At 43.1% G+C, this 13,631-nt stretch carries 13 protein-coding genes and 2 pseudogenes; 1 reads left to right on the top strand and 14 read right to left on the bottom strand.

The window, feature by feature from the left end; translation table 11 throughout:
* Positions 1-768, bottom strand: coding sequence for a phosphonate ABC transporter ATP-binding protein (gene phnC, locus MHB43_RS17375; RefSeq protein WP_405117605.1), 768 nt, complete (start codon positions 766-768; stop codon positions 1-3).
* Between the two features lie 30 nt (positions 769-798).
* A complete protein-coding gene (locus MHB43_RS17370) occupies positions 799-1,719 on the bottom strand; it encodes a phosphate/phosphite/phosphonate ABC transporter substrate-binding protein (protein WP_405117604.1) in 921 nt (306 codons plus the stop codon).
* A 633-nt stretch (positions 1,720-2,352) separates the two neighbouring features.
* Between MHB43_RS17370 and MHB43_RS17365 the strand changes: the two genes are divergently transcribed.
* Entirely contained in the window at positions 2,353-2,511 is a 159-nt protein-coding gene (locus MHB43_RS17365; RefSeq protein ID WP_237175144.1) for a hypothetical protein, read from the top strand.
* 79 nt (positions 2,512-2,590) lie between these two features.
* Here MHB43_RS17365 and MHB43_RS17360 read toward each other — a convergent pair whose 3' ends face one another.
* The 12 genes and pseudogenes from MHB43_RS17360 to MHB43_RS17305 form a co-directional block, all read right to left on the bottom strand.
* Positions 2,591-3,361 carry an ABC transporter permease gene (locus MHB43_RS17360; protein WP_405117603.1) on the bottom strand — a complete coding sequence of 257 codons (771 nt, stop codon included), beginning with the start codon at positions 3,359-3,361 and terminating at the stop codon, positions 2,591-2,593.
* The gene (locus MHB43_RS17355; protein ID WP_405117602.1) at positions 3,361-4,119 is read right to left on the bottom strand and encodes an ABC transporter ATP-binding protein; all 759 of its coding nucleotides are present in this window, start codon (positions 4,117-4,119) and stop codon (positions 3,361-3,363) included. Before MHB43_RS17355 ends, MHB43_RS17360 begins: the two co-directional genes overlap by 1 nt.
* A 15-nt stretch (positions 4,120-4,134) precedes the next feature.
* Positions 4,135-4,485, bottom strand: coding sequence for a DUF1048 domain-containing protein (locus MHB43_RS17350; RefSeq protein ID WP_405117601.1), 351 nt, complete (start codon positions 4,483-4,485; stop codon positions 4,135-4,137).
* A 12-nt stretch (positions 4,486-4,497) separates the two neighbouring features.
* Entirely contained in the window at positions 4,498-4,845 is a 348-nt protein-coding gene (locus tag MHB43_RS17345; protein ID WP_405117600.1) for a DUF1048 domain-containing protein, read from the bottom strand.
* A complete protein-coding gene (locus tag MHB43_RS17340; protein WP_405132440.1) occupies positions 4,842-5,150 on the bottom strand; it encodes a PadR family transcriptional regulator in 309 nt (102 codons plus the stop codon). Before MHB43_RS17340 ends, MHB43_RS17345 begins: the two co-directional genes overlap by 4 nt.
* A gap of 364 nt (positions 5,151-5,514) precedes the next feature.
* Positions 5,515-6,044: pseudogene (locus tag MHB43_RS17335) on the bottom strand (amino acid permease); the annotation flags it as partial.
* Positions 6,032-7,516 carry a glycoside hydrolase family 32 protein gene (locus MHB43_RS17330; protein ID WP_405117599.1) on the bottom strand — a complete coding sequence of 495 codons (1,485 nt, stop codon included), beginning with the start codon at positions 7,514-7,516 and terminating at the stop codon, positions 6,032-6,034. The gene MHB43_RS17330 and the pseudogene MHB43_RS17335, both read right to left, overlap by 13 nt.
* Positions 7,517-7,527: 11 nt before the next feature.
* Positions 7,528-7,914 (bottom strand): annotated as a pseudogene (locus tag MHB43_RS17325) (MFS transporter); the annotation flags it as partial.
* A 116-nt stretch (positions 7,915-8,030) separates the two neighbouring features.
* Positions 8,031-9,491: a glycoside hydrolase family 1 protein gene (locus tag MHB43_RS17320; protein ID WP_405117598.1), complete on the bottom strand. Its 1,461-nt coding sequence runs from the start codon at positions 9,489-9,491 to the stop codon at positions 8,031-8,033.
* Positions 9,492-9,504: 13 nt separating this feature from the next.
* The gene (locus MHB43_RS17315; RefSeq protein ID WP_405117597.1) at positions 9,505-11,370 is read right to left on the bottom strand and encodes a beta-glucoside-specific PTS transporter subunit IIABC; all 1,866 of its coding nucleotides are present in this window, start codon (positions 11,368-11,370) and stop codon (positions 9,505-9,507) included.
* A 147-nt stretch (positions 11,371-11,517) separates the two neighbouring features.
* Complete coding sequence (licT, locus tag MHB43_RS17310; RefSeq protein ID WP_076216836.1) at positions 11,518-12,357, bottom strand: BglG family transcription antiterminator LicT; 840 nt, start codon at positions 12,355-12,357, stop codon at positions 11,518-11,520.
* A 303-nt stretch (positions 12,358-12,660) separates the two neighbouring features.
* Positions 12,661-13,548 (bottom strand): RCC1 domain-containing protein, encoded by an 888-nt coding sequence (locus MHB43_RS17305; protein ID WP_405132439.1) that lies wholly within the window; start codon positions 13,546-13,548, stop codon positions 12,661-12,663.
* Positions 13,549-13,631 lie beyond the last annotated feature (83 nt).

Raw genomic sequence — 13,631 nt, 5'->3', positions numbered from 1 at the left:
TCAGGCTGTCTCCTTCACTTTGGGATTGGTCTGGTTGTATATGAGCCGGATCATATCTTCCGTCAGTTCATCAGGTGTCCCGTCAAATACCTTGGACCCTTTATGGATACCGATGATACGGGTTGCGTATTTCTTCGCGATATCTACCTGATGCAGATTACACAGGCAGGCAATGCCTTCCTCTTTGCAGATCGTATACAAGTAATGCATAATCGTCTCTGAGGAAGCAGGGTCGAGACTGGCTATGGGTTCATCTGCCAATATCAAGTCCGGATTTTGAGAAAGTGCACGTGCAATACCCACTCTCTGCTGCTGACCTCCACTGAGTTCATCTGCCCTCTTATACATCTGTTCATGTAAACCAACACGGTGAAGCATAAACTTGGCGGCTTCTGTATCTGCTTTTGAGTAAAGACCCAGTGCCCCTTTCAGCGGATTCATGTAGCCTAATCGTCCATGCAGCACGTTATTAAGAACGGACAGGTGGGTGACCAGGTTATAACCCTGAAAGATCATGCCCATATGGCGGCGGAGTTCACGGAGCTTTTTACCCTTGATGCCCATAGTTTCACTGCCTTTAAACTGAATCTTTCCGTTTGTCGGCTCGATCATTCGGTTCAGGCTACGTAACAAGGTGCTCTTCCCGGCTCCGCTCGGTCCAATGACAACAACGAACTCTCCAGCATTAATTGTTAAGTTCAAGTTATCAAGAGCTTTTGTTCCGTCGGAATATACCTTGGACAACCCTTCCACCTGTAAAAGTGTCATTTTAATTCCTCCTCCTCGCAAGTTTGAATCCTACTTCTTCAGCAGTTCTTCAGGGGACATATCCAGTGCTTTGGCGACTTCCCGGATTGGATCAAAGTCACTGTCACTGCCTTCTACAAAACGGGCTGCGCCGACACTTTCCAGGAATTCAGGATTTTTCGTATCGTAATCCAGCATAAGATCACGCAGCTGAGTAACCAATTCCTCTGGCAAGTCTTGACGATAAAGCAGTGGAGCCCCACCGACGATCGGATCGGATTCGGCAATCACGCGGAAATCTTCCTCTTTAATAAGTCCTGATTCTGCCATCATTGGCACCATGAGACTTGACGTCCCAATCCCATCTGCATTACCGTTTGCCAATGCAAGCAGTGATTTGTCATGTCCACCGGAGAACGCTACACTGCCGAAAAAGGAATCCAGTTCCTTATTGGAAAGACCAAGCTCTTTCATTAATGTGGCACGTGGGTACAGATTGCCTGATGTTGATGCCGGATCGGCAAACAAAAAATCTTTTCCTTTTAGGTCCTGTACAATTTGATATGGAGAGTCCTTACGAACAAGGATGACTGTATTCGATTGTTGATCACTTTCGGAACGGACAAGCAGTTTGGCATTGGCTCTTTCCGTAGCGATGATGTAACCAAACGGCCCGATCAGTCCAACTTCAATTTTGCCTGCACGCAGGGCTTCGATAACCATGTTATAATCTTCAGCTACAAAAATTTCCGCAGGAATGCCGGTTGCTTCAGTAATGTCTGTTGCAAGCTGTTCCTGAGAACGGTTCATCTCGCCCTCTTCGCTTGGCATAATACCGATTCGGATTACTTCTGGCATTCCGCCTTCACTGGAGCTTGAACTTGCTGATGCCCCGCATCCAGACAGGATGACAAGCATAAATACAAGCGAGAAGATCAAGCTTTGATACCCTTTACGTTTACTATTTTTCACAATGTATACCCTCCTGAAATTTGGTTGCTTCCATACCGGATTCTCTGGTACACAAGTAGGATACAAGTTGAATGTAAGAAGAATGATTTGGTAAATCACCGAATTTGTAAAACATTTATCGGACTATGATTTGTCAATTTCGGCAATCGGTACAAGTTTTTCTTCTTGGCTCGGGACACGAAACTTGTATCGATAAACAAAAAAAGCCGCTAATATAGCGACTTTCAATGGGAATATGTTCTTGTTCTTCGACAATTGTTCGTGTTACTAATTTAGTAGCCGCTGGCCCAAACCATGATTTCGGCCTGTTCCGGAATTTGCTCTATCTTATCTAAGAGCTCATTGTATTCTTCTACGAACTCGATATAAGCGTCGATTACTCACGCAATATTGTTACGGAACCAATTGCTGCGTGCCATACGACCTTCCAACGTTTGGACCAATAGCGTAATTCTCCCGTAACGTTATCAACTTGTGTGTTTCCGTACAGTCAAGACTATCTGTTGCTTTTTTAATCGCTAAAATATCTTTCAATTCCATTTCATTACACCTCATTGGCTCTCCATGACTATTTAATGAAACAGATTTAATTCGAATTCGTAGTATATAAAAAGTAATTTGGAGGTATTAACTATGAATAAGAAATCTCTCGCAACGGGTGTATCTTTAGGATCGGTTTTTGGCGTTATTTTTTTCATGGCGCTTGATAGTATTCCATTGGGCATTAGTTTTGGGGTTCTTTTTGGAATTGTCTTCTATCTTGCTACTAAATCAAAGAAAGAAAACTCCTGATCTCGGTACAAGTTCTTGTCCTTGGCTCGGAACACGAAGATATATAGGTCCCTATCTATGATTATAATGCATACAGCCATTAAGCTGCATTGCCTTTGTATGCACGCACCGCAAAGATATAAGCCACGAATATAATCCCGACGCACCACGATAGGGCGGCCCATATGTCATTACCCACTGGCTGTTCTGACAACAGGGCGCGAATAACTTCAACAATTGAGGTCACCGGCTGATTTTCAGCAAAGATCCGAACAACTTTCGGCATCGACTCGGTCGGGACAAACGCCGAGCTGATGAACGGCAGGAAGATTAGAGGATAGGAAAAAGCGCTTGCACCTTCTATCGTTTTTGCGGACAGTCCCGCAATGGCTGCGATCCAAGTCAGAGCCAGCGTAAACAGCACGAGTATACCTGCTACGGCAAACCAAGAGAGCACCCCCGCCGAGGAGCGAAATCCCATAATAAGCGCTACGAGAATGATGACCACAATAGAAATAACGTTGGATACTACCGAGGTTAGCACATGCCCCCACAGCACAGTGGAACGCGCAATCGGCATGGAGTGGAACCGCTCGATGATGCCCCGTTGCTTATCCATAAACAGACGATAAGCAACATAAGCCACCCCACTCGCAATAGCCATGAGCAGTATGCCAGGCAACAGGTAGTTCACATAGTTTTCCGTACCGGTTTCGATTGCGCCACCAAGCACATAGACGAACAGCAGCATCATTGCAATCGGAGTGATACAGACGGTGAGGATGGTATCCATACTGCGGAAAATATGGCGCATGGAACGACCAAGCATAACGATCATATCGCTGAAGAAATGTTTTATTGTTGTCTCCATTAAAGGGCCTCCTTTTTACCGATGATTGCGAGGAATATTTCCTCTAAAGTTGGCTGTTTTTCAACATACTCTACCTTTGGGGATGGAAACAGCTTTTTTAGTTCCGTGAGCGTGCCGCCCGCGATAATCCTGCCCTCGTGCAGAATAGATATTTGGTCGGCAAGCTGCTCGGCTTCCTCTAAGTACTGTGTGGTCAAAAATACCGTCGTGCCGCTGTCTGACAGTTCCTTTACAATCTTCCATACTTCGATACGTGCCTCTGGGTCAAGCCCAGTGGTTGGCTCGTCGAGGAAAATGATCTGCGGTTTACCCACAAGGCTCAAGGCGATGTCAAGCCTACGGCGCATACCACCCGAATACGTAGATGGCTTGCGATTGGCTGCGTCGGTTAATCCGAAACGTCTCAGCAAATCGTCCACAACTTGGTGCGGATGATCTAGATGCCGCAGCTTGGCAATCATGATCAGATTTTCCCGTCCGGTCAATATCTCGTCTACAGCGGCAAATTGCCCGGTCAGACTGATCACTTGCCGCACATTTTTGGGTTTTGACACAACGTCAAATCCGTTTACGGTGGCGGTGCCTCCATCTGGTTTAAGCAATGTGGTGAGGATTCTAATAATCGTCGTTTTGCCTGCGCCGTTAGAGCCAAGCAGGGCGAAAATTTCACCTTGCCTCACTTGAAAATCGACACCCTTAAGGACTTCTGTGTTCTTGAATGACTTTCGCAGACCCTTCACTTCAATTGTGTTTTCCATCCCGAAGGCCCCCTTTTATTTTGTTTTATCCGTAACCTTTTTCATGGCCTTTCTAACTTCTTGGTCAACAGATTCTTGATAAATGTCCGCATAAGTTTTGGAATCTTTAATTAGATCATCGCAGAAAGCCGCTACATCACTGCCCGTAACTTCGAGCACGCTTTTCCCCGAGACCGCGCCCTCTTCAAAAAGATCGACAATTCCCGAGAGCAACCCCGTCCCGTTAGTAAGCTCAACAGGGCCAACCTTAAAGAGATATTTTTGAATCTCTTTATAAACAATCTGATAATCTTGCGGGAGTCCTTTGACACGCGCCATATGCGCTCTCCACTCTTTTTTTCCTTCGATAATATCTCGGATTTTCATTATACTCTCCTCCTATTTACCTAATTTTTTAACAACATTATTATTGAGTTGCTTGCGCCAGTTGTCCCGATAAGATTTTGCCCCTTCTTCGCCAGCCAGTGCAGAACAGAAGCCTTTGATATCGTCACCTAAAACCTCTTGGATCGGCTGCTCATCCCCTGCGGTTTCTTCCAACAAGCCAAGCACACCGTCCAAAATTGGCATGAGGTTGCGCCCGGTAAAATCGGAGTGTGGCCAAAGATGGTCATTAATTTCTTTCCATGCCGCTTGATAATCCGCCGGCAGTTTTTTGACTCGCGCTTCAAAAGCTTTGAATTCTTTTGTCATGTCGTTTCCGGTGATTTTATCCCAAAAATTCATTGTTTTTTCTCCTTTAACTCGTTCATTTTTGATGATACGAATTCCCATTTTGCCCAGAACTTCTGCAGTTCCTCATGCCCTGCTTCGTTGATCGCGAAAAACTTTCGCGGCGGTCCCATTTCGGAAGGTTTCTTGGTGGTTTCCACCAACTTGTTTTTTTCAAGCCGGATCAGGATCGTGTAAACCGTTCCCTCGACAACATCTGTGAAACCAAGGGCGTTCAGTCGCCGCGTGATTTCGTAGCCGTATGTTTCTTGGCGGCTTATAATTTCAAGAACACAGCCCTCAAGCACGCCTTTGAGCATTTCCGTTAAATTTTCCAGCACAATCACCCTTTACTATTCTGTATGACTGGTATGCAGTGTTACTTACTACTGCTATAAAGTATCACGTAGTAGATGATAAGTCAATAGCGTTATGACTGACATGCATTCTACATTTTCAACTATCCTTCCCGCTAGCCTAATGAAGAAAAAAGTGAAATCATTTATTACTATTCGTAGTCGGAACAAATCTTGCTCTTTTCGGTTAAGCGGTACACGTTCTTGATCCTCGGCTCGAGGGTAAGAACGTGTACCGATAAAATAAAAAAGCCGCTATTTTAGCGACTTCATTGGGGCAATGTTTCTTGTCCCGCGGTATGCCCAGATCAATTTTGTTGGCTTCCTTCTACAATGACTTTAAGAACAACAACTGATACTTTTCTGCTTCAAAATGCTGCCATCCTTTTTTCGGAATAAATTGAGGTATAATTACCGTCACCTGATAATTAGATTCATTGGCCTTGCGTTGTACCGTATCAATGAATTCTCCACCACATGGGTAATACCAGCAACCGGGAGTATGACTACGTTACCCTCAATTGGGATTGCGGGCTCGCAAGACGTCAAACGAAGCTGGTCTGCGACAGCATCATAATGCTTACGAATACGGTAAAAGATCAGAATAATCAGTGGCAGAAAAATTAGCACTGACCACACTTGATTGAATTTAGTCAGGAAAAACATCATTGCTACAATAAAGCTGATTAAAGCACCCACTGTGTTTATTATAAATTTTAAAACCCAACCTTGAGGCTTTTGTCGAATCCACTTCAGCAACATACTGGTCTGGGATAATGTAAATGGGATAAATACCCCGCCGAGCCGAATATCAACGCCGCGTCCTGCCATATTTGTAGACACCGTTACGGCGCCGATTTCTCCTGCTGCCAAATATCGTTTAACTCCCAGCATGTGAGCCCATTAACATAGACATCTCCGCCTTCCGTTATGACTTCTATGCCTAACAGTTTCTCACTTGTATAGATGCGACTTGTCATCGTAGCTTGTCCTTCATTCGCAAATATTTCAATGGATGAGCGATCCAGAAATATTTGCAATGTCAGCTGCCCCTCAGTTTTGAAGGCTGTTTGCCGTACTCCATCCGTCTTTTTACCTGATTTGGAACAATTAAGTTTGAGTTTCTGATCCGGGATAGAATAAGTGATAACCGTTTCTTCCTGTCCTGTTCCACGAAGCTTCAAACCTACCAGATCTGCAGTTGACTTTGTGAGATCGAAAACAACTTTCACTTCGAGCAGATCTGCCTCAACGTTCTCGAAGTAACTTTCACGAATAGTACCTTTTTGGTACAAAACATGTTTACTCTGACGAAGTAACTTCATTTCTTCCACAGGATTCATAAGCATTTTATTATTTTCGTCCAACGTAATTACACGCGGAATCGTCATTGCTCCGCACCATCCGTCCCCTTTCGTAGGCATATCCGATTCCCACATATCCATCCAACCCATTGCAATACGCCGACCTTGATCATCTAAAAACGTTTGAACTGCATAGAAGTCGTGACCATTGTCCAACTCAAGAAACTCTCCATGTATATATTCATTACGTTCATAATTATATTCGCCAACATAGTACCCCGTCTGGAATAAGTTATTGTACTTGTCCCCTCGCGCGTTAATACCTTGAGGGGAGAACATGAATATATGCTTACCGTTCAGTTCAAAGAAATCAGGACACTCCCACATGAAGCCCATACTCTTATCTCCCTGAAGGAGCACACCCTGATAGGTCCAAGTTTTAAGATCAGGAGATGAATATAGAATTACCCGCGGTAGATCTTCTTTTGTGCTATTGCCCAGGATCATGTACCATGTATCCTCATTCTTCCACACTTTTGGATCACGGAAATGCTGAGAGCTATCTGTCGGAGGCTCAGCGATTACGGGATTCTCTTTTAATTTCGTGAAATGAATACCATCAGTACTTACGGCCACATTTTGGTTTTGGCTGAAGATATTATTTGGTTGGTCAATATATTGATGACCTGTATAGATCAGTGTCAGTTCACCGTTATTATCTACTGCACTTCCTGAGAAACAGCCATCAAGGTCACACGCATCTCCAGGTGCTAAAGCAATTGGACAATGCTCCCAATGTACGAGATCTCTACTCTTCACGTGACCCCAATGCATTGGACCCCAGTTCTCATCATATGGATGATGTTGATAGAATACGTGGTATTCTCCATTAAATTGAATTAATCCGTTTGGATCATTAATCCAATTTGCTGGTGCCATAATATGATACCCTAAGCGATAGCGTTTGTTCATTTTTGCTGCTGACTGTTTTAAAGCTTCCTCAGCTTGTTTCGTATTATTGCTCATTTCTTTTCCTCCTATGCTGTTTTAATGTGTGTGTTAGGTTTGGGATTCAGCTTTTTCGGTTCTCTCTTCAAGGTGAAAATCGAAATTGTTGTGAAGGCAAATACGAAGATACCCATAATCACGTACGTATTTGCAAAGCCTCTAATGTCATAAAACACTCCAGCGATTGGTGACAAGATTGAAGCTCCTACCTGACTCGTAAACTGATAGCCCACCAGATACAAAATTGAAGACAAACGTGTATCGAAATGAGCAGCCAAATACTTAAATACGGAGATCAGCATAATTGGCAGTTCCAATGCATGAATCAACTTCATAGCTGAGATACCGTAGGGTCCAATTATTAATCCAGAACCCATGATTCTGATAGCCATCAAGTACCCTGGTTTTATTATTGATGCACAAAAAAACCAAGTACTTGTCTCACAAAGTGATAAGTACTTGGTCTATTGATAGAATTTTAAGTGTTATGACCCATCTGTCTGTTAATTAAATAAAGGCAGCTGATTGCGAATTATGTTTCCAAATTCAATCTTTCCCCGTTGGATTCAATCACCTTTTTATACCAGTGGAAACTGTCCTTTTTACTTCTTTTCAGGGTACCACTGCCCTCGTTATCCTTATCTACATATATGAATCCGTAGCGTTTCTCCATTTCGCCAGTTGAGGCACTAACGATGTCGATGCAACCCCAAGCCGTGTAACCGATAAGATTAACGCCATCGAGGATAGCTTCTCTCATTTGTTCGATATGATCTCGCAGGAAATTGATCCTATACGTATCATGGATAGAGCCATCCTCTTCGATGACATCAACCGCTCCCAGACCATTTTCAACGATCATTATAGGGATTCTATACCGATCGTACACATGATTGAGTACGTAACGAAGTCCAACTGGATCGATTTGCCACCCCCAATCATTTGCCTTTAAATAAGGATTTTTGAATCCACCAAAGACATTCCCTTGAGTTTCATCACCCTCTGGGCGGGTACCCACTACATGAGATTTGTAGTAGCTGAAGCTATAGAAATCAACACAGCCCTGTTTTAGCACTTCTTCGTCTTCTTCTGCCATCTCAATCTGAATATTGTTCTCATTAAAATATCTCTTGGCAAAGTCAGGGTATTCCCCTCTAACTTGCACGTCGCTGCTCAGCATATTGTTAATCTGATCCATTCTCAGAGCCTTCAACATATCTTCCGGTTTACATGTACTTCCGTAACCATGACTATAATTAATCATGCAACCGATTTGGAACGCCGGATTAATCTCATGAGCAAGCTTAACAGCTTTTGCACTTGCTATAAATTGATGATGTAAAGCCTGGAATCTTAATTGCGTACTATCCACAACCGTATTGTTAAATACACCACTATCATCAACTAATAATGCCCCTGCTATATATGCTCCTGCTGGAACAATTAAACTATTGATCTCATTAAATGTAATCCAGTACTTCACGACATCCTTGTAACGGGTGAAAATGGTCTCACAATACCGTACGTAGCAGTCGATCATCTCTCTGGAAGCCCAAGCATTGAACTTCTCAGTTAGCGCAAACGGAGCTTCGTAATGTGAGATCGTAACGATGGGTTCAATATTATACTTTTTCAGTTCACTGAACACCTTGTCGTAAAATTGAAGTCCTGCTTCATTTGGCGTTACATCGTCCCCGTTGGGGAATATTCTGGACCAAGCAATGGACATTCTGAAGCTTCGAAAGCCCATTTCTGCAAACAGACGGATATCTTCTTTGTAATGATGGTAAAAGTCTACTGCCTCATGGGAAGGATAGTTTACGCCCTCCTCAATGTGTTTGGTGATCCGTCTTGGAGTAGTATGCGTTCCACCCGTCATCATATCTGCTGTACTTGCCTTTTTACCATCAATGTTCCAGGCACCCTCGTATTGATTCGCCGCTGTTGCGCCGCCCCACATAAAAGAGTCTGGGAATACGGTTTTGTTCTTCATTGGAAATTCCTCCTTATATGATCTTAATTAGTTTTTCCCCGATCGTAATCGATGGTTTGTCTATACCAATTACATCTGTAAAGTCATCTGAATTCGTAACGATAATTGGTGTAGTCAGATCATAACCTTTGGCGGCTATTGCATCTGTATCGAATTCAATAAGTAAATCCCCAGCTTTTACTTCATCGCCTTCTTGCACATGTACCTTGAAATGTTCACCTTTCAGCTTGACCGTGTTCATGCCAATATGAACGAGGAGCTCAGCGCCATTATTCGAGCTAATACCGATTGCGTGGAAGGTAGGGAATACCGCGGATATTACACCATCGGCTGGTGAAACAAGCTTTCCGACTGTAGGTTCAATGGCGATCCCTTTTCCCATAGCTCCAGTTGCAAAGGCTTCGTCCTTTATTGTTGATAACTCTAGAACTCGACCAGTCATTGGTGCTATGAGCACATGTTCAGAAACACTAACAACAGGCACACGGTTTGATGAAGAGGAATTGGCTGTTGCTCGTTGATCCTCTCCATCCTCAGGCACATCTTCAAATCCTAAAATAAGCGTCATCAAGAAGGTAACAACAAAGCCAATGACCAGACCAATGGCTGCATGGATTAGGTTCCATGGATTATCTGTGATAAATGCTGGTAACGTAGCCAAGCCGGCAATGCCTAGAGCAGATCGAGCTACACCGAACAAGCCAACGTATATTCCGCCTACAATACCACCAATGACAACAGCGATCAGTGGTTTTTTCAACCGGAGATTTACACCAAACAATGCAGGTTCGCTAATTCCTAACAGCGCAGTTAAACTTGTAGAGTATGCAACTTGTTTAAATGCCTTATTTTTGGTTCTTAATGCGACCGCGAGCGCAGCTGCACCTTGAGCAATATTGTGTACGAGCATACCTGGGCCAACAATGCCATCGGTTTTTGTTTGTGCATAAGCTGTGAGGACAACGGGTCCCAAACTATAGTGCATCCCCGTCAGAATCAGGAATGGGAATGCGCCGCCGATAATACCAGACACTAACCATCCTGCGTGTGTATTGACATAGGATACAGCAGAAGCAAGGTAGTTACCGGCAATTGCACCCAATGGGCCTAGAACAATTAATGTTAGAGGTGCCATAACAAGGATTACAACTAAAGGTTTCAAAATGGATTTGATCACGGAAGGAGAATACTTTTCAGCAAATCGTTCCACATATGACAGGATCCATACAGCTAGAATAATTGGAATAACGGAAGAAGAATACGTCGCTTGTGTGACAGGCAGACCGAAGAACGTAACAGGCTCACCCGCAGACATCAACGCCGAAAAACTAGGATGCAACAAGATACCCGCAATGGTTAACGCAAAGCCCACATTAGCTTTAAGTTTAACAGCAGCACTCCAGGCGAGTAGCATTGGCAAGAAGTAATAAGCCGCATCCCCGACGAAAGTCATAATCGTATTAAATTGACCGTCAAGGTCAACGAGATCAAAGGTTTTCAAAATAAGAAGAACTGCCTTAATCATGGCACAACCGATCATCGCCGGTAGGATGGGTGTAAAGATTCCGGCAATCGTGTCGAGAACCGTAGAGACTTTTCCTTTTTTCACTGTTGGAGCATCATTCTTGCTTGTAAAGTTCCCTAGCTGCGCAAGGGCTTTATAGACGTTGTTGACCTCATTACCAATAATGACCTGATACTGACCTCCACTACTGGCAACGCCCACAACTCCTTGTACGTTTTTCAGTGCTTCGTTGTTTGCAATCGACTCGTCTTTCAAATTAAAGCGCAGCCTGGTAGCACAGTGTGTAACACTTTCAATGTTTTTTTCACCACCAACAAGTTTTAGAATGTCGGTAGCCGTTTGTTCATGTTTCATTTTTTGTTCCCCCTTCAATGTATTTTTTTACAAAAAAAGACCTAGAGTTCTATCGAATATAGATATGCTCTATACACGATGGAACTCTAGGTCTTGCCTGCATCACCAGTAACAATCCTAGTATAGTCATTATGGAGCGATGATGGGTCAATCCCTTTCTTCATCAGTCACCCTTTTGATATGAACAGTTAAATATACCAATTCGTCTTCGGTTAATTCTTTCCCATAGTCTACCCGAATCAACTGCGCAATTCTTAGACTACATTGGTACTCTAGCTTATATTTTTCTTTAATAATATGGAGGAAATCGTTATCATTACTTTTCATCACCGTATTGTTAAACAGACGATAGGCAAAAAACTTTAGATGCGTGATCAGTCTGGAATAGTGAAGGGAACTTTCATTAAAGTGAATTTTGAACTGATAACGAATAATATTTAAGACCTTTTGAATCAATTGTGTGATCTTCATGGTATCTTCCATTTCAGATCCGAGTTCTGCATTGACGATATGAAGCGCAATAAAGCCGGCCTCATCTTCAGGCAACGTAATGTTGAATTCTTGATTAATCATATCCAAAGCCTTCAAAGCCACTCGATACTCATTGGCGTAGAATGCTTTAATTTCAGACAATAACGCATTGTTGAAGTTCATTCCCTGTTTATAGCGAGATACGGCGAAGTTAATATGGTCTGTTAGCGTCAAATATATATTTTCATTCAGCTCTTTATCCAAGGATTGCTTGGCATATTGAATAATACTATCGGACACACGGATGTACTCCATCGGAATTTGCGCGAGCAGGGCATATAATTTGCCAGTTACATTTTTGGACTTCAGGAAAAATTCTTTCTCAATCTTCTCTGTGTCCACATCGTCTCCTTTTTTCTTCTGAAAACCAATACCACTTCCTAGAAGCATCATCTCCTGGCGTCTTTCATTTACAGCGCAGACGACATTATTATTAATAATTCGCGTGATTTTCATACGAATCTCCTTTTAAAATGAAACGTTAACAGAATTTAGCAAATAAAAAAGACCATTAATAGTGCACACATGGTAATTATACTCTACATGTTTGCATATTAATCGGTCTTGCCTGCTGATCAGTAACAATCCTGATTATATTCATTATTTACTTGTACGATTATCTTAGTGGAAGGCGTTAAATTTGTCAATATAGTTATTTAGAGTACTTTCTATAACTCAAAACGATCATTTAAAATTATATATTAAGCGTGCCGCTAAAATAGCGACTTCCATAGGAATATGTTCTTATTCCTCGACATTTTATTGTTGGATGCTACTCCATCCTCTTACATCACATTGTCCATAATCATTATCACCCACAGCAACCATCGTACCATCCGATTTCAGTCCAATCGTATGGGCACACCCCGCCGAAACAGCTCGAATATCGTGCCAGCCACGTACATCGCATTGGTGATGTTTATTCGAACCCACCGCAACCATTGTACCGTCAGACTTAAGACCAACGGTATGATAACTCCCCGCTGAAACTGCCACAATATCGCGCCAACTGCTTACGTCGCATTCACCATCATTATTTCTTCCCACAGCCACTACCGTGCCATCCGATTTAAGTCCAACCGTATGAAGATACCCCGCCGAAACAGCCAATATGTCGCTCCAGTCGTTTATGCTACATTGGTTATACTTATTGTTACCAACCGCTGTTACCGTACCGTCTATTTTTAGACCGACTGTATGCCAGTCACCTGTCGTGACCGATACAATATCACGCCAGCTGCTCACGTTGCATTCCCCTTCATTATTTCGCCCCATCGCAACCACGGTGCCATCTGATTTAACCCCAACCGTACGGCACCAACCTGCCGAAATGGTTACAATATCGCGCCATTCGCTTACATTACATTGGTCATGCTTATTCCAACCTATAGCAGTTACCGTACCATCAGATTTAAGACCAACGGTATGTGCATTACCGGTGTTCGCAGCCATATGAACATTACCAGCAGCAACTGCGACAATATGGCACCAATCGCTTACCTTACATTGACCGTATTTATGATCACCCACAGCTATTACTGTTCCGTCAGATTTAAGAGCAACGGTATGACGACGACCTGCCGCTATGGTACAGCTACGGAACCGTTTCGTCTCAAACACTGTTTCCTTCGGTGAATTGTAGTCCATATCTTCCTCCTCTCCACTAATTGAAGGCAAATTCACATTTCCTCTACGTTGTTAGATCGCACTGCTACAAAAGAAAGGCTCGT

Origin of the sequence: Paenibacillus sp. FSL H8-0317, from assembly GCF_045040685.1 — a bacterium.
Taxonomy (GTDB): Bacteria; Bacillota; Bacilli; order Paenibacillales; family Paenibacillaceae; genus Paenibacillus.
The sequence above is the reverse complement of the archived record's forward strand: the minus strand, read 5'-3'. Positions and strand labels throughout refer to the sequence as shown.

What these genes read in the sequence shown, in the direction of transcription:
- phnC (WP_405117605.1), bottom strand. Translation starts at nt 768, where the DNA reads ATGACACTTTTACAGGTGGAAGGGTTGTCCAAGGTATATTCCGACGGA.
- MHB43_RS17365 (WP_237175144.1), top strand. Translation starts at nt 2,353, where the DNA reads ATGAATAAGAAATCTCTCGCAACGGGTGTATCTTTAGGATCGGTTTTT.
- MHB43_RS17360 (WP_405117603.1), bottom strand. Translation starts at nt 3,361, where the DNA reads ATGGAGACAACAATAAAACATTTCTTCAGCGATATGATCGTTATGCTT.
- MHB43_RS17355 (WP_405117602.1), bottom strand. Translation starts at nt 4,119, where the DNA reads ATGGAAAACACAATTGAAGTGAAGGGTCTGCGAAAGTCATTCAAGAAC.
- MHB43_RS17350 (WP_405117601.1), bottom strand. Translation starts at nt 4,485, where the DNA reads ATGAAAATCCGAGATATTATCGAAGGAAAAAAAGAGTGGAGAGCGCAT.
- MHB43_RS17345 (WP_405117600.1), bottom strand. Translation starts at nt 4,845, where the DNA reads ATGAATTTTTGGGATAAAATCACCGGAAACGACATGACAAAAGAATTC.
- MHB43_RS17340 (WP_405132440.1), bottom strand. Translation starts at nt 5,150, where the DNA reads ATGCTCAAAGGCGTGCTTGAGGGCTGTGTTCTTGAAATTATAAGCCGC.
- MHB43_RS17330 (WP_405117599.1), bottom strand. Translation starts at nt 7,516, where the DNA reads ATGAGCAATAATACGAAACAAGCTGAGGAAGCTTTAAAACAGTCAGCA.
- MHB43_RS17320 (WP_405117598.1), bottom strand. Translation starts at nt 9,491, where the DNA reads ATGAAGAACAAAACCGTATTCCCAGACTCTTTTATGTGGGGCGGCGCA.
- MHB43_RS17315 (WP_405117597.1), bottom strand. Translation starts at nt 11,370, where the DNA reads ATGAAACATGAACAAACGGCTACCGACATTCTAAAACTTGTTGGTGGT.
- licT (WP_076216836.1), bottom strand. Translation starts at nt 12,357, where the DNA reads ATGAAAATCACGCGAATTATTAATAATAATGTCGTCTGCGCTGTAAAT.
- MHB43_RS17305 (WP_405132439.1), bottom strand. Translation starts at nt 13,548, where the DNA reads ATGGACTACAATTCACCGAAGGAAACAGTGTTTGAGACGAAACGGTTC.